The following is a 16,631-nucleotide window of genomic DNA, read 5'->3' on the forward strand; positions in this document are numbered from 1 at the left end:
TCTATAGAATGGAAATATACTCAAATATTGCGTATTTTATAGTGACTGGTAGCCCATCCTGGTTACAAGAACTCCGAGCTCTACTCGCTAAGTCCCTCAAGAATAGGTTGATAAGTCAATAGAGCCAGTGACGATGTTGTCACAAGGGTCCGTTTGGAAATGAACCGGCCTCCCGTGTTTGGAAAGGTGTTCCGTGATAAAACAATTCGAAGATAACTTTGATCGCAAATTTTACTACTTGCGACTGTCACTTACCGATGTCTGTAACTTTAAATGCACTTACTGCTTACCTGATGGTTATCATCGGGAAGAGAAGAAGCCGACATTCCTTAATATTCATGAAATCAAACGTATCGTTGGTGCGTTTGCTGCTTGTGGTACCTCAAAGATCCGCCTGACGGGTGGAGAACCAAGCCTACGACGAGATTTTGTTGAGATCATTAATGCGGTGGCTGAGCAAGATAACATCAAAAAAATTGCCACGACAACTAACGGTTATCGTATGCAAAAAGAGGTTGCTGCTTGGAAAGAGGCTGGACTGACTCATATTAATGTGAGTGTTGATAGCTTAAACCCAAAAATGTTTCATCAGATTACCGGTGAAAACAAATTTCATGAGGTGATGTCAGGTATTGATAGAGCTTTTGAAGTGGGTTATGAGCAGGTGAAAATCAATACTGTGCTTCTTAAAGATCTCAATTCACAAGAGTTGCCTCAATTTTTGAACTGGATTAAAACGCGTCCAATTCAACTTAGATTCATTGAGTTAATGCAAACGGGTGAAATGGACCACATGTTTGAAAAGCATCATAAGTCAGGTGTCAGCATTCGAAATCAACTGATTGCAAATGGATGGATCTTAAAGATTAAGAGCCAAAATGATGGCCCTGCACAAGTATTTGTTCATCCAGACTATTTGGGCGAAATTGGTTTGATCATGCCCTATGAGAAAGATTTTTGCCAAAGTTGCAATCGACTGCGAATTTCAGCCAAAGGCAAACTGCATATGTGTCTATTTGGTGATTACGGCACCGATCTACGTGACTTACTCCAACATGACAACCAGCAAGCTGAATTAATTTCAAGAATTTCAACTCAATTAGAAGGTAAAGCCAAAGGGCACTTTTTGCACGATGGTCATTCTGGCATGACCCCTCATTTGGCTTCTATTGGCGGTTAAGAATTAAGGTAAAGATGTAATGAATAATTTCACACACATCAACGCTTCAGGTGAAGCGAATATGGTTGATGTTTCTACCAAATCAGAAACAGTTCGAGAAGCTCGAGCTGAAGCATTTGTTCATATGGCACCAGAAACATTAGCGCTGATTGTGTCCGGGGATCATCACAAAGGAGATGTATTTGCTACTGCCAGGATTGCTGGTATTCAAGCAGCAAAGAGAACCTGGGAACTGATCCCACTGTGTCACCCATTACTACTGACAAAAGTCGAAGTGCAGTTAGAAGCGTTGCCTGAACTGAATAAGGTGAGAATTGAATCTTGTTGTAAGTTAACAGGTAAGACGGGCGTTGAGATGGAAGCATTAACCGCAGCGTCGGTGGCAGCACTAACGATTTATGACATGTGTAAAGCGGTTCAAAAAGATATGGTCATTGAACAGGTACGCCTGTTAGAAAAAACAGGTGGAAAGTCAGGTCACTTCAAGGTGGAAAAATGATAAAGGTTCTATTTTTTGCTCAAACTCGTGAGCTCGTCGGAACTGACAGTGTTGAGCTGACAGGGAACTATGAAAATGTTGAAGCCATTCGAAGTGAACTCATACTTAAGGGGGATAAATGGTCGCTTGCTTTAGAGGCTGGAAAGTTGCTAGTCGCGGTTAACCAGACGATCAGCTCTTTAGATTCCACAGTTAGCTCAGGTGATGAAGTTGCTTTCTTTCCCCCTGTAACCGGAGGTTAGATGATTTCAGTTCAAACAGAAGACTTTTCTCTTTCACATGAGTATGAACAATTAGCGCAAGGTTCAGAAGCGGGAGCTGTGGTCACGTTTATCGGTAAAGTGCGTGACTTCAACCAAGGAGACAGCGTTCAAGGGCTATCACTTGAGCACTACCCAGGAATGACAGAGAAAGCATTAGCCGACATTATTGAACAAGCGAGAAGTCGCTGGCCGCTGCTTAAGGTGCGAGTGATCCATCGAGTTGGGGATTTAGAATTAGGCGATCAGATTGTCTTCGTTGGTGTCTCAAGTGCACATAGGCAGGCTGCCTTTGAGTCATGCGAATTTATAATGGACTTTTTGAAAACAAAAGCTCCTTTTTGGAAGAAAGAACAAGTGAATGATAGTCGTCGTTGGGTAGATGCGAGAGAGGCAGATAACAAAGCGACTGAAAGGTGGCAGCAACAATCCTAGCTTCCTATGAGACATGTCACATATTAATAAAAAAGGTAGCCGAGGCTACCTTTTTTATTATCAATCGAAAAAATGAGATTTAAAGCATTGGATGTGAATAGATATGTTATAAAAAGGGGCGGGTGATGTTAAGAAGCGATGATTTACTCTATGGGATCGCTTCAAAATATGTCAGAGACTCAAATTAAGAGATTTGGACGGCAAGACAGCATAAAGCCAATTAACGTCTTCCCACCTTTCTAGGTAAGCACTTAAACAGTGGCTTTATGAATCTGGAAAGGCCGCAATATCTCACTAGGTTAGCTTGATGCCATGCAGCTTTCTTTTGGGTTTAAGCGTTACTCTACTCAAGAACTGCTTGATATAAATAGTACCGATCAAGAGATTGTTAATACACTGGCTGAACGAGTGAATATTCTTATTTATTAACGTTCATGGCCGGTGAAACTGATGCAAATAAATAGAGTATGGCCCATTGCTCTCATCTTAGTAAACCATGCAGATGACCTCTTTGCGACTATTCACCAGAGCCTTGAAGCACCTAACACTTTACTTGAAGGGCTGACTGCCTGTCTGGGCTCAACCATAATAACGAACCGCTTAAGAAGCTGCATCTATCTGAATGGTCACTTCTTCTTAATCTAAAAAAATGGAAAAAACAGGATAATACTCTGATGGGAGGGAGGGGGGAGAACCAATCCCATCACTTGTATTTGTTAACGATTTAACACCTTTTAGAAAAAGAGATAATAGGTGACTTATGGCATATTTATTAGATAGATAGTGATGCACTAATGAGCAAAAAGTGAGAGAGAATCAGTGTTAACTTTGTTGGTGTATATAAAGGAATAATAAAGATAATCGATATAGTGTGACTGAATATTCATTCACGAGCGTGTTAGCCAATCGTTGAATGCCCAAATCGTTACTATTTTGCGTAACATTTAAATTATGTGGCTATTGTGCGGGATAGCCTGATGTAGACAGGGTTTGTAACTGATAGTTTGTTACAAGCAGGTTAATTTAGTGTATAGTGCTGTCCAGTTGGTTTTGTGGTTTTAAAGCATCTGTTGCAGTATCATAATTCAGATGAATGTATGGATATTTGTGATAACATTAAAAATTATTACGCTTTATAACCGTAAATAGTGGAAAACACTGATAATGGCTGCTAGGGTTGGGTGCAACTCTTCAAAGGGTTCTAGTTGAATTATATCAATGAGCCCTGATAGCAAGTCGTTCTGCTATTGAAGACACATGGATGCAACAATAAAAAACAATGGAGTTTAAAGCATGCACAAAAATAAAATTACTCAAGCCCTACTTCTAGGTGCTGGGCTATCTTTTGCCGCGACATCATTTACAGCACTTTCTGCAAACGTACCTGCTGGTGTAAAACTGGCTGACAAGCAAGAGCTTGTCCGTGGTAACGGTACTGAAGTCGCTTCTCTTGACCCACATAAAACAGAAGGTGTTCCAGAGTCACACGTTATTCGTGACCTGCTAGAAGGCTTAGTAAACCAAGATGCAGACGGTAAAACTATCCCAGGCGTTGCTGAACGTTGGGAAACTGCTGACAATAAAACATTTACTTTCTACCTTCGTAAAGATGCAAAGTGGTCAAATGGCGATCCAGTCACGGCTCATGACTTTGTATACAGCTTCCAGCGCGCAGTTGATCCATTGACCGCCTCTCCGTACTCTTGGTACCTAGAGATGACAACAATGATCAATGCTTCAGATATCATCTCTGGCAAGAAAGATAAATCTACATTAGGTGTTAAAGCACTTGATGATTACACTTTTGAAGTGAAGTTAGAATCTGCAGTACCTTATTTCGTTATGATGACTGGACACACAACAGTGAAACCAGTACATAAAGCAACCGTAGAGAAGTTTGGTGATAAGTGGACTAAACCTGAAAACTTTGTAGGTAATGGTGCATTTGTTGTCAACAAGTGGGTAGTGAACGAGCGTCTTGAGCTTACTCGTAATGAAAACTACTGGGACAATGATAAAACCGTCCTAAACAAAGTAACATTCTTACCAATTGAAAACCAAGTAGCGGAAATGAACCGTTTCTTATCTGGTGAGTTAGATATCTCTTACGAAGTCCCTAATGAACACTTTAAGCGCTTGAAAAAAGAGCACGCTGATTCTTTAGCAATTAAAGGTAACTTATGTACGTACTACTACAACTTCAACACACATAAGCCACCATTTAATGATGTTCGTGTCCGTAAAGCGATCTCATACGCGATTGACCGTAACATCATCTCAAATGCGATTCTTGGTCAAGGCCAGAAACCCGCTTACTTCCTAACACCTGAAATCATTGCTGACTTCAGTCCTGAGCTTCCTGCTTACGGTAAAATGTCTCAAAAAGAGCGTAATGCCAAAGCGAAAGAGTTGCTAGCGGCTGCTGGTTACAACGAATCAAACCCACTTAAGTTCTCACTACTTTACAACACAAGTGAAAACCATAAGAAGATTGCGGTAGCCATTGGTTCAATGTGGAAGAAGACGCTAGGTGTTGAAGTCACCCTTGAAAACCAAGAGTGGAAAACGTACCTAGAAACTAAGAAGCAGGGTAACTTTGAAGCGGCTCGTGCTGGTTGGTGTGGAGATTATAACGAAGCATCTACGTTTACTTCTCTAATGGAAGGTAAAAACACGACGGGTGGTATCCACTATAAGAGTGCCGAATATGATGAGCTGACCCTGAAAGCGGTTCAAGCAACATCAGAAGCTGAGCGTCAAAAGTACTACTACGCTCAAGAAGCATTGCTAGCGAAAGACATGCCTCTTGCTCCTATCTATCAGTACGTTACAACGCGTCTAGTTAACCCACATGTTGGTGGCTACGCAGTAAACAATGCTGAAGATAAGCTCTACTCTAAAGATATGTACATCATTGCTAAATAAGTACACCATCTAATAATAATAAAAATACCTTAAGATACTGCATGCAGAAAACTGCATGTAGTATCTATTTCATTTCAATTGTCACAGACTGAGTGAGTTTATGCTTAAATTCATACTAAAAAGGATCCTAGAAGCAATCCCAACCATGTTGGTATTGATTACGGTCTCTTTCTTCTTAATGCGCTTTGCCCCTGGTAGCCCATTTTCAAGTGAACGTACGTTACCCCCACAGGTAATGGCGAACATTAATGCTAAATATGGGTTAGATAAACCTGTATTAGAGCAATACACCACTTATCTTACCAATGTCATTCAAGGTGACTTTGGACCTTCATTTAAATATAAAGACTTTACTGTTAACGAATTGGTTGGTGCAGCACTACCCGTTTCTGCAAAAGTAGGTGCGGTTGCATTCATCTTTGCGGTGGTATTCGGAGTCAGTGTCGGAACCATTGCGGCTCTGCGGCAAAACACCTGGATAGATTACGGAGTAATGTCCACTGCGATGTTAGGGATTGTTATGCCCTCCTTTGTATTAGCCCCGGTATTGATTTATATCTTCTCTATTAATCTTGGTTGGTTCCCCGCAGGTGGTTGGCACGACGGCGGTTGGAAGTTCATGACACTGCCTGTACTCGGTATGTCGATGCTTTACGTAGCAACGTTTGCTCGTATTACACGTGGTAGCATGATTGAAACCTTAAACAGTAACTTCATCCGTACTGCTCGCGCAAAAGGGTTAAGCTACTCATACATCGTTGTCAAACACGCACTAAAACCCGCTATGCTACCTGTTGTATCGTACATGGGACCAGCATTTGTCGGTATCATTACTGGCTCCGTAGTTATCGAAACTATTTTCGGACTGCCTGGCATTGGTAAGTTGTTTGTAAACGCCGCCTTTAACCGTGACTATTCGCTCGTAATGGGAATAACAATTCTGATTGGCTTCCTATTCATTATCTTCAATGCAATCGTTGATATTTTACTTGCTTATGTCGATCCAAAAATTCGCTATTAAAGGACGGATCCTATGTTAACTAAAAAAGAAAATTTAGACGCGATTGAAAAGTTCTCTGAGAACTTAGAGATTGAAGGCCGTAGCCTTTGGCAAGATGCAGCTATACGTTTTAAACGAAATAAAGCAGCAATGTTTAGCCTGTTTGTATTAATACTAATTACATTAGCGGTAATTATTGCGCCAATGTTGGCCGAATTTGCTTATGATGATACTGATTGGTATGCCCTGCATGAAGCACCGAGCGCCACGCATATATTTGGTACCGATAGCTTAGGTCGTGATCTCTATGTGAGAACCTTAATAGGTGGTCGAATCTCATTGATGGTTGGTGTAATGGGGGCCTTAGTTGCCGTTATTATCGGTACTGTATATGGTGCGACTTCAGGCTTTATTGGTGGAAAAACTGACCGTGCCATGATGCGTATCTTGGAAATTCTATATTCCATTCCATTCATGTTTTTGGTGATTGTATTAGTGACCTTTTTTGGTCGTAATATTTTCCTAATATTTGTCGCAATCGGTGCCATTGCTTGGCTGGATATGGCGCGAATTGTTCGTGGTCAAACATTAAGCCTACGTAGCAAAGAGTTCATTGAAGCTGCGCATGTATCTGGTGTGAGTAAGTGGAACATCATTAGACGTCATATCATTCCAAACGTACTAGGCATCGTGGCAGTATATTCAACACTACTCGTACCAAGCATGATTTTAACAGAGTCTTTCCTTAGCTTCTTAGGCTTAGGTGTACAGGAACCAATGACAAGTTGGGGTGCACTATTGCAAGAAGGTTCTCAAACGATGGAAGTGGCTATTTGGCAGTTAACATTCCCTGCAATCTTTATGGTTGTCACACTGTTCTGCTTTAACTACATCGGTGACGGTCTGCGTGATGCGCTTGACCCTAAAGACAGATAGAACTGTCTGCTATTAAATATATTAAGCAGGAAGCATTATGAGCTTATTAGATGTCAAAGATCTGCGCGTAGAATTCACCACACAAGATGGTAACGTGACAGCAGTAAACGATTTAAACTTCTCTCTACAACAAGGTGAAACTCTTGGAATTGTAGGGGAGTCAGGTTCGGGAAAATCCCAGACTGTATTTGCCCTGATGGGACTATTAGCAAAAAACGGTATTATCTCTGGTAGTGCAAAGTTTGAAGGCAATGAGATTCTAAACTTGCCTGAAAAAGAGCTTAATAAAGTTCGCGCTGAACAGATAGCGATGATATTTCAAGACCCAATGACATCACTTAATCCATACATGAAGGTGAGTGATCAGTTAATGGAAGTGTTGATGCTGCATAAAGGTATGGGCAAAGCAGAAGCATTTGAAGAGTCTGTTCGCATGCTTGAAGCGGTTAAAATTCCTGAAGCACGTGCACGTATTACGATGTATCCGCATGAATTTTCAGGCGGAATGCGTCAACGTGTCATGATTGCAATGGCGCTGTTATGTCGCCCGAAACTTTTGATTGCCGATGAACCAACCACGGCATTAGATGTAACGATTCAAGCTCAGATCATGGATCTGTTGAATGAGCTTAAAGATGAGTTCAATACCGCTATTATCATGATTACTCATGATTTAGGTGTGGTTGCTGGAAGCTGTGACAAAGTCCTTGTTATGTATGCTGGCCGTACCATGGAGTACGGTACCGTTAATGATATTTTCTATAAACCTAGTCACCCGTATGCAGAGGGGCTGTTGAAGGCGATTCCACGTCTTGATACAGAAGGTGAGGTATTGCCAACAATTCCTGGTAATCCACCTAATCTGCTTAACCTGCCTCCTGGTTGCCCTTATCAAGATCGCTGCCATCGTGTTACTGAGCGTTGCAGTAAAGAGTCTCCGATTTTGACACCATTTGGTGAAGGTCGTGCTCGTGCTTGTTTTTCTGAATGGGAGTCTTGGTAATGGAAGCTGAAAAGAAGTTAATTCTCGATATTACAGATTTAAAAGTGCACTTCAGCATTGCCTCTAAGTCTGCATGGCCTTGGTCTAAACCTGCTAACCTAAAAGCCGTTGATGGTGTTAACATCAAGCTTTATGAAGGTGAAACGTTAGGTGTTGTGGGCGAATCTGGTTGTGGTAAATCAACGCTTGCACGTGCCATCATCGGTTTAGTGCCAGCCACAGAGGGTAATGTTGTTTGGATGGGAGAAGACCTGACCAAACTTGAAGATGAAGCTCTGCGCCTTAAGCGTAAAGAGATCCAAATGATATTTCAGGATCCTCTTGCTTCATTGAACCCTCGAATGAGTGTCGGTGACATCATTGCAGAACCACTGCGTACTTTTTACCCAAATCTTTCTAAAGATGAAGTAAAAGAGCAGGTCAAAGAGATGATGGATAAAGTTGGGTTACTGCCTAACGTGATTAACCGTTATCCACATGAGTTTTCTGGCGGTCAGTGTCAGCGTATTGGAATTGCACGTGCGTTGATTCTTAAACCCAAAATGATTATTTGTGATGAACCGGTTTCAGCTCTTGATGTATCTATTCAAGCACAAGTTGTTAATTTGTTGAAAGAGTTGCAGAAAGAACTGGGTTTGAGCTTAGTGTTTATTGCACATGATTTATCAGTAGTTAAACACATTTCTGATCGAGTATTGGTCATGTATCTTGGTAATGCGGTTGAATTTGGAGAGTGTGCTCCTCTGTTTGCAGAGCCACAACATCCTTATACAAAAGCACTGATGTCTGCGGTACCGATCCCTGATCCGAAAATTGAACGTGCAAAAACCATTCAGATGCTTGAAGGTGATTTGCCATCACCGATTAACCCACCATCAGGTTGTGTGTTTAGAACGCGCTGCCCAGTGGCGACAGAAACATGTAGTCAAAACAGACCGCAATTAAAAGGTGATGAGATCCACTCAGTATCGTGTTTACTGGTACCTTAATCACTTAAAGTTCAGCCTGTGACAGGCTTATGCGCGGCAGTGAATATCATGCCGCGCTTTTTTTCACTTTAACCTTTTTTAATGAGTATTATTAATTAAATGGATGTTATAACCGATATGTAATTAAGTCGGGATGTATTAAGTTTTATGACAAGGAGAGCACAATGTCCACACTATCAGTCCAATGGAAGATAACTCTACTATCCGGTTGCTGTTTACTTCTGGTTGCTATTTCACTCATCAGTTTTTCGATTGTTTCGTCTTCCTCTAATCAAGCCGCTATTCAGCAACAAAGTACTGAATCAGTGGTTAACAAATCTCAACAACTCTTATTGAGCGAAGCGAACGCTCAAGCCTCCCAGGTACAGCAATACCTTGATGAAGCGATGTACCGTGCCGAGATGCTTGCAGAAAGCATTTCATTTCTTCAATTTAATGCGGAAGAGAACTACACCAATAGCTCCGAGTTAAGAACAACCGTTTCAGAGCTTCTAAAGCGCTCAGTGACAAACTTCGATAACATTCACGGTGCCTTTGCCGTTTTTGAACCGAATATGCTAGATGGAGAAGATGGTAACTATATTGATGCCGAATATGTGAGTGCGAATGAAACCGGACGATTTGCCCCTCATTGGTATAAAAGCCAAGAAAAGGGGGAGGCCACCATGTCGATTATTAGCGAAGCAGAGATTAACGACTCTGCAGCCGCAAGCAGTGGTCAAGCAAGAAATTACTGGTATAACTGTACTATTGGCAATAAACAGATGTGTGTGATGGATCCTTACCACATTGAACAAAATGGTCAGCAAAACTTGATCAGTACCATCACCGTACCATTAATCAAAGAGGGACAGGTTATTGGGGTGATGGGTATTGACCTGAAGGTGTCGAAGCTGCAAGAGTATGCCTTAGCAGCAGATCAAGCCTTATTTGGTGGTGCGGGCAGCGTGAGCATTATAAGCCACAGTGGTGTACTTGTTGGTTGGGATCAAGATAGATCATTGGTAGGCACACCGATTAGTACCGAGATAGGATTACCTTCAGAGCTTAATCAGTGGCTATCCCAAGGAGAGACTCAGTCATTATGGGATCGTGATGGTGCTTCATTGACTGTGTTTATGCCGATCAAACTCAGTCAGTCAAACTGGGGGGTAGTGATTACTATGCCAAGAGAGAGTGTGGTACATGACGCTCAGGCATTGACAGTATTGATCGAGAAACAAGCTTCAGAATCCATATTTATCCAAATTTCTACCGGAGGGGTCGTTACATTAATTGGTCTATTCATTATATGGGCTGCTTCTTTTAAGTTAGTGGCTCCGATTAAAGATGTGGTGAATCGTCTACAAGATATCGCCACAGGCGAAGGGGATCTCACTCAGCGTTTAGTCGTAAAATCTCAAGATGAAGTCGGCGAATTGGCAACCTGGTTTAATCGATTTTTAGAAAGGTTACAGGCCACTTTCTCAGAAGTCGTTGAGGCGACTAATGAGATGAGCAAAACGTCCATTGAGGCTCGTAAAATAGCGGCACACTCTAAAGAGGGCAGTGAGTCTCAATTTAAAGAGGTGGATATGGTTGCTACTGCTTCAGAAGAGATGACACAGACGGCAGGCTTAGTAGTTTCTAATGCGGATTCAGCAGTACAAGCGGCAACCCAAGCGGAAGAGTCAGCGGCAGAGGGACAAATAGTAGTTCAAGCCTCAGCAACCTCTATGCAGGAGTTAGTTGATCGTATGGCCATGGCGGTACCAGTAGCAACAGATCTTGAAAAAAATAGTAAGGACATTACTGAAATTCTTTCCGTGATAGAGGGGATTTCAGAGCAAACTAATTTACTGGCACTCAATGCAGCGATTGAGGCGGCGAGAGCAGGAGAACAGGGACGTGGTTTTGCGGTGGTTGCAGATGAAGTGAGGCAGCTAGCTAGGAGAACCAATGACTCTGTCGGTGAAGTAAAACAAGTGATAGATCAGTTGCAATCTGGTACTCGTAGCGTCGTGAATGCGATCTCAGAGGGAAACCATTTGGCGATTGGAACTGCGGAACAAGTTCAACAAGCGGTGACTAGCCTAAGTCATATTTCCGAACTAGTCGGTACGATTCAAGAGATGAACAGTAGTATTGTAAGAGCGGCTGAAGAGCAGCAATCAGTGTCAACGGAAGTGAACGGTAACGTCTCTAACATTCGTGACTTAAGTCAAAACATATTGGAACAATCAACGGCATCAGAACGGGTTGGACAGCGTGTCGCTGATCTATCTTCAAGACAACAAGAGCTAGTCGGTCAATTTAAGGTACAATAATCATCAAGTAACCAAACTGCAATGTGGTTTGGTTACTCTTTTCTACAAATCCACATACATTTTTTACTGCTTTATAAAGTCAGGTGTTAACTCTGACTTAATATCATAATTTGACACTATAACCTGTATAGATGTCACAAATGTAAATTATATRACTTATTATTGTCATTAGTTTGATTCATTATTCTGCTTATGTTGTTAATTGATAACTAGGTGAATAGTGTGAAGAAAATATCTGTACAATGGAAGGTAACCCTATTATCAGGTTGTTGTTTGTTATTAGTGGCAGCTTCGCTAATTGGGCAATCTATCTACTCCTCAATACAAAGTCAGAATGAAATTCAACTGCAAAGCACTGAATCAGTGGGAAGCAAATCTCTGCAACTGTTATTGAGTGAAGCTAATAATCAAGCATCGTTAGTCCAAAAATTTTTAGATGAAGCGGCAAGTTTGACTGCGATGATGAGAGAGAATATCTCCTATCTTCGCATTCACTCAAAGAGTCAGCAGGCAGACTCTGCATTTCTTCGAAGCTCAATAACAGGGATTTTAGAAAATACGGTTGAACAGTTTGATATCGTGTACGGTTCGTTTGCAATCTATGAAGATAATCAATTAGATGGTGTAGATGCACTGTTTATCGATGATGAAGGACTCAGTTCTAATGATAAGGGACGCTTTACTCCATATTGGTACCGAAACGCGAAAAACGCTCCTGAAGTCTACATCGTTCCAGACGATGAGATAAATGATACTTCGATAGTGGAAAATGGTGAGGCGCGAAACTACTGGTATTCATGTAGCGTGATAAAAAACGACATGTGCATCATGACCCCATATATACACACTGAAACACAAAGTTTATTAACCTCTCTAACATTACCACTGATTGATGGTAATGAAGTGATTGGTAGCATTGGGTTGGATTTAAAAATCGACAAATTGCAGTCGTATATTGAAAAAGCCGATAGCGAACTCTTTAATGGAGTCGGCCAAGTAAGTATTATCTCTGAAAGTGGTTTCTTAGTGGCTTGGGATGGCGATAAAACGAAGATTGCTCAAAAAATAACAGCGGACTTTGGTTTGCCGAGCGATCTACCTCAATGGACTCGTGATCGGAAAGATGTATCAGTCTGGAGTGATGATAAACAAGAGCTAACTGTATTCATGCCAGTGACACTGGGTAATATTACATGGGGTGTAGTGATCACGATGCCACGAGAAGCGGTAATGGCAGATTCGATTGCGCTTAATCAGATCATCGAGGAGCAGTCTTCATCTGCTATTCAGAGCCAAATGACTATTGGTGTTTTGGTGACAATATGTGGACTGCTCATCATGTGGTTTACGGCGATTAAATTAGTCGCACCAATTAAAGAGGTTGTGAGTCGCTTAAAAGATATTGCGACCGGTGAAGGAGATTTAACCCAGCGTTTAGAAGTGAAATCTGGTGACGAAATTGGTGAGCTGGCCACATGGTTTAATCGTTTTTTAGACAAGCTTCAGCAGACGATTAAAGAGGTTGTTACTGCGACGAATGAGATGAGTCAAACGTCAGTTCAGTCAAGCGCTATAGCGGCGGAATCTAAGCAGGGAAGTGAGTCACAATTTCGTGAAGTTGATATGGTAGCAACGGCCTCAGAAGAGATGACACAAACAGCAGGGCTAGTGGTTCAAAATGCTGATTCAGCTGTAACCGCTGCGAAGCAAGCAGAAGCGTCTTCTCGTTCAGGTCAAACCATTATTGAAAACTCGGCAATCTCTATGCAAGATCTGGTTGAGCGTATGGCCAGTGCAGTGCCAATTGCGACGGAGCTTGAAAGTAATAGTTCGAATATCACGGCCATCTTATCCGTCATAGAGGGGATCTCTGAGCAGACTAATTTACTGGCACTTAACGCTGCGATTGAAGCTGCGCGTGCTGGTGAGCAAGGCAGAGGTTTTGCGGTGGTTGCGGATGAGGTGAGGCAATTAGCAAGCCGAACGCATGACTCGGTTGGCGAGATTCGTGGGGTTATTGATAACCTACAAAGTGGTACTCGCAGTGTGGTTCATGCTATTTCAGAGGGTAACAGTTTAGCGGTAGAAACGGCTCAACAAGTTACGCTAGCAGTAGACAGTCTGAATGAGATCTCCGAATTGGTTACTGAAATTCAAAACATGAACAGTGAGATAGTAAGGGCAGCTGAAGAGCAGCAATCAGTGTCAACGGAAGTGAATGGCAATGTGTCGAATATTCGAAGTTTGAGTGAAAAACTATTGGAGCAATCAACCGCTTCGGAGAAAATTGGCCAGAATATCGCTAATTTATCTGAGAGGCAGCAGCAGTTGGTTGGGCAGTTTAAAGTAGAGTAAATGTAGTCGAACAAGAATGGAGACGGCGAGTAGTCATACTCGCCTTTTTTGTATTTATTCGTCGCAGTACCAATAACCCTTATTGACCAGTTGAGTAATGAGGGCGATGGCAGCAGGATTTTTTGCCTGCTCTCCTAAATTCTCTTTCGATAAAACTTCGTGGTTACATAACGCAAGAACGACATCAGTTTCATCTTCAGCAACGGTGAACACTTCTCCGTTTATAAAAACAGTTTGTTCTTCCCCTTGATTATAGAGGGCGCGTAATCCACCAATTCTAGCCAGCAGATCCCCAGACATGAGCAGGTTGTGAATATCGCTCGCTTCCCAATCCTCTTCAGGAATCGCAATATCCATGACATGGCGTGACTGACTTAACAAACACCCCATATAATCTTTTATGACGGTAGGGTTTTGTAGGGAACGGGTTAACATTTCCGTTAATTGTTGTAGATCTGAGGACAAGATTACGCCATGTTCTGTTTGAGTCTGTCGTGTTGGTTGGTGCATGTGGTGTTCACCAATCTCATTGGCAATGACGTAGTCAGCAAAGTTGCTTAGCAGTTCTTGCTCGGTAGGAGAGCGGAATCCAACGGAATAACTTAACGAAGGTTCAAGAGCATAGCCTTCGTGCGGGAAGCCCGGTGGGATATACAAAATATCACCAGGCTCTAAGATATCATCAATGATGGAGTCGAAGCCTTCAATTTGACGTAGAGCTGAGTGTCGACACGTTTCAGTATATTGTCCTTCATCTTTTGCCCCAACACGCCAGTGACGCTTACCGAGCCCTTGAGTGATGAATACATCATATTGATCGATATGTGGTCCAACACCACCGCCCTCTACCGCATAGCTGATCATTAGATCATCAAGTAGCCAGTTGGATAGTTTTCTAAAGGGAGTGATCAGTTGTGCAGATTCAGTATGCCAGTGGTTGGCAGCTTGGACGATCAGAGTCCAATTCTTTTCCGTTAGCGAATTGAATAACGTCTCATCAAATGGACCATGTTTGGCATCCCATTGATCATTTTCATTGGAAACAAAACGTGAGTCGATCTCCTCTTCCATGGATAAACCAGCAAGTTCATCAGCACTGATTGGGTCTTGAAAATTGTTAAATCCACCTTTGATTATGGTCGGTTTTTTTTGCCAAAATTCAGCTAGGAACTCTTCAAGTGAAAAGGATAATTGATACATGAGGTTTCTCGTTAGTCGAAAGATAATCAGTGATTAGGACGGGCGCTATTTTAATACCAAACGAATGAAATATCCATGTGGGAATCACAGAAGAGAGATGAAAAAAAACAGGCGATTACTCAGTAATCGCCTGTCATTAAATCTGATATGAGTTAAAAGCGTTTAAAGCTCGTCAGTTAACTTAACAGCTTCACCGATATAGTTGGCAGGAGTCATCTCCTTCATACGAGCTTTTTCATGCTCGGGAACCTCTAAGCTATCGATAAATTGACGCATACCTTCACCGTCGACACGTTTGCCGCGAGTTAGCTCTTTGAGTTTCTCGTAAGGCTTCTCAATACCGTAGCGGCGCATGATAGTTTGAACTGGCTCAGCAAGTACTTCCCAGTTTTTATCAAGCTCAGCTTCGAGTGCAGCTTGATTGACTTCAAGCTTACTGATGCCTTTCAGAGTTGACGTATAAGCGATGATTGCGTAACCACAACCCACGCCAAGATTACGAAGAACCGTTGAATCAGTAAGATCACGTTGCCAGCGAGAAACAGGAAGTTTAGTAGCTAAATGACCAAACATCGCATTGGCTAAGCCTAAGTTACCTTCGGAATTTTCAAAATCGATTGGGTTAACTTTATGCGGCATAGTGGAAGAACCAATTTCACCAGCAATGGTCTTTTGTTTAAAGTGACCTAAAGCAATATAACCCCAAACATCACGATCGAAGTCGATAAGAATGGTGTTGAAGCGTGCTAAGGCATCAAACATCTCAGCAATGTAGTCATGAGGTTCGATTTGCGTAGTGTATGGGTTCCAGTCAATACCTAAAGAGGTAACAAACTCTTCACTGTATTGGTGCCAATCAATCTCAGGATACGCAGAAAGGTGAGCATTGTAGTTACCTACTGCTCCGTTAATCTTGCCCAAAATCTCAACATTTTCGATCTGCTTATATTGACGTTCCATACGGTACGCCACATTTGCCATCTCTTTACCCATGGTAGACGGAGAAGCCGGCTGGCCGTGTGTGCGTGATAGCAATGGAATCGTGCGGTACTCTTGTGCAAGGTTTTTGATCGCATCAATCACATTGCGAATCTCAGGCAGCATAACCGTTTCACGAGCTTCTTTAAGCATCAATGCATGAGAGAGGTTATTAATGTCTTCTGAGGTACAAGCAAAGTGAATGAATTCATTAACAGCGTGCAGTTCAGCAACATCAGCTACTTTCTCTTTCAGGAAGTATTCAACCGCTTTAACATCATGATTGGTGGTACGTTCAATCTCTTTAATGCGCAGTGCATCTTTTTCACTGAACTCGGCGGCAATTTTATCTAGATATTGGTTCGCTTCAGCACTAAATGCAGGGACTTCTGCAATCGCAGAGGTCGCTGCAAGCTTCTGTAACCAACGTACTTCAACAACGGTACGGTACTTAAGGAGACCGTACTCACTGAAAATGCTGCGTAACGCAATCGTTTTACTTCCGTAGCGGCCGTCTACCGGCGAAACAGCAGTCAATGCTGACAGTTCCATTATCTCTCTCCTG

At 42.1% G+C, this 16,631-nt stretch carries 14 protein-coding genes and 1 riboswitch; of the genes, 12 read left to right on the forward strand and 2 right to left on the reverse strand.

The window, feature by feature from the left end; all coding sequences use genetic code 11:
- Nucleotides 1-60: 60 nt before the first annotated feature.
- A riboswitch (molybdenum cofactor riboswitch) is annotated at nucleotides 61-205 on the forward strand.
- The 12 genes from moaA (at nucleotide 194) to L4C32_RS08520 (ending at nucleotide 13,888) form a co-directional block, all read left to right on the forward strand.
- On the forward strand, nucleotides 194-1,180 hold the full coding sequence (moaA, locus tag L4C32_RS08465; RefSeq protein WP_428196436.1) for a GTP 3',8-cyclase MoaA: 987 nt from the start codon (nucleotides 194-196) through the stop codon (nucleotides 1,178-1,180). It overlaps the preceding riboswitch by 12 nt.
- A gap of 19 nt (nucleotides 1,181-1,199) precedes the next feature.
- The gene (moaC, locus tag L4C32_RS08470; RefSeq protein WP_428196437.1) at nucleotides 1,200-1,679 is read left to right on the forward strand and encodes a cyclic pyranopterin monophosphate synthase MoaC; all 480 of its coding nucleotides are present in this window, start codon (nucleotides 1,200-1,202) and stop codon (nucleotides 1,677-1,679) included.
- Nucleotides 1,676-1,921 (forward strand): molybdopterin synthase sulfur carrier subunit, encoded by a 246-nt coding sequence (gene moaD / locus L4C32_RS08475; protein WP_428196438.1) that lies wholly within the window; start codon nucleotides 1,676-1,678, stop codon nucleotides 1,919-1,921. The genes moaC and moaD overlap by 4 nt, the downstream gene beginning before the upstream one ends.
- Nucleotides 1,922-2,374, forward strand: a complete 453-nt coding sequence (gene moaE, locus L4C32_RS08480; protein WP_428196439.1) for a molybdopterin synthase catalytic subunit MoaE — start codon at nucleotides 1,922-1,924, stop codon at nucleotides 2,372-2,374.
- 450 nt (nucleotides 2,375-2,824) lie between these two features.
- Complete coding sequence (locus L4C32_RS08485) at nucleotides 2,825-3,019, forward strand: hypothetical protein (protein WP_428196440.1); 195 nt, start codon at nucleotides 2,825-2,827, stop codon at nucleotides 3,017-3,019.
- Nucleotides 3,020-3,667: 648 nt separating this feature from the next.
- A complete protein-coding gene (locus L4C32_RS08490) occupies nucleotides 3,668-5,299 on the forward strand; it encodes an ABC transporter substrate-binding protein (protein ID WP_428196441.1) in 1,632 nt (543 codons plus the stop codon).
- 100 nt (nucleotides 5,300-5,399) lie between these two features.
- Nucleotides 5,400-6,320, forward strand: a complete 921-nt coding sequence (gene oppB / locus L4C32_RS08495; protein WP_428196442.1) for an oligopeptide ABC transporter permease OppB — start codon at nucleotides 5,400-5,402, stop codon at nucleotides 6,318-6,320.
- A 12-nt stretch (nucleotides 6,321-6,332) separates the two neighbouring features.
- Nucleotides 6,333-7,235, forward strand: a complete 903-nt coding sequence (gene oppC, locus L4C32_RS08500) for an oligopeptide ABC transporter permease OppC (protein ID WP_428196443.1) — start codon at nucleotides 6,333-6,335, stop codon at nucleotides 7,233-7,235.
- A gap of 37 nt (nucleotides 7,236-7,272) precedes the next feature.
- Nucleotides 7,273-8,238 (forward strand): ABC transporter ATP-binding protein, encoded by a 966-nt coding sequence (locus tag L4C32_RS08505; RefSeq protein ID WP_428196444.1) that lies wholly within the window; start codon nucleotides 7,273-7,275, stop codon nucleotides 8,236-8,238.
- Nucleotides 8,238-9,227: a murein tripeptide/oligopeptide ABC transporter ATP binding protein OppF gene (gene oppF / locus L4C32_RS08510; RefSeq protein WP_428196445.1), complete on the forward strand. Its 990-nt coding sequence runs from the start codon at nucleotides 8,238-8,240 to the stop codon at nucleotides 9,225-9,227. The genes L4C32_RS08505 and oppF overlap by 1 nt, the downstream gene beginning before the upstream one ends.
- Nucleotides 9,228-9,391: 164 nt before the next feature.
- A complete protein-coding gene (locus L4C32_RS08515) occupies nucleotides 9,392-11,533 on the forward strand; it encodes a methyl-accepting chemotaxis protein (protein ID WP_428196446.1) in 2,142 nt (713 codons plus the stop codon).
- A 222-nt stretch (nucleotides 11,534-11,755) separates the two neighbouring features.
- A complete protein-coding gene (locus tag L4C32_RS08520; RefSeq protein WP_428196447.1) occupies nucleotides 11,756-13,888 on the forward strand; it encodes a methyl-accepting chemotaxis protein in 2,133 nt (710 codons plus the stop codon).
- A 54-nt stretch (nucleotides 13,889-13,942) separates the two neighbouring features.
- Here the strand turns inward: L4C32_RS08520 and L4C32_RS08525 are convergent, their stop codons facing one another.
- Together L4C32_RS08525 and purB are read right to left on the reverse strand one after the other, a co-directional pair.
- Entirely contained in the window at nucleotides 13,943-15,088 is a 1,146-nt protein-coding gene (locus L4C32_RS08525; protein ID WP_428196448.1) for a ribosomal protein uL16 3-hydroxylase, read from the reverse strand.
- 162 nt (nucleotides 15,089-15,250) lie between these two features.
- On the reverse strand, nucleotides 15,251-16,618 hold the full coding sequence (gene purB / locus L4C32_RS08530) for an adenylosuccinate lyase (protein ID WP_428196449.1): 1,368 nt from the start codon (nucleotides 16,616-16,618) through the stop codon (nucleotides 15,251-15,253).
- Nucleotides 16,619-16,631: the final 13 nt, after the last annotated feature.

It is taken from the genome of Aliivibrio kagoshimensis (genome assembly GCF_050337105.1).
GTDB classification, from domain to species: domain Bacteria; phylum Pseudomonadota; class Gammaproteobacteria; order Enterobacterales; family Vibrionaceae; genus Aliivibrio_A; species Aliivibrio_A kagoshimensis.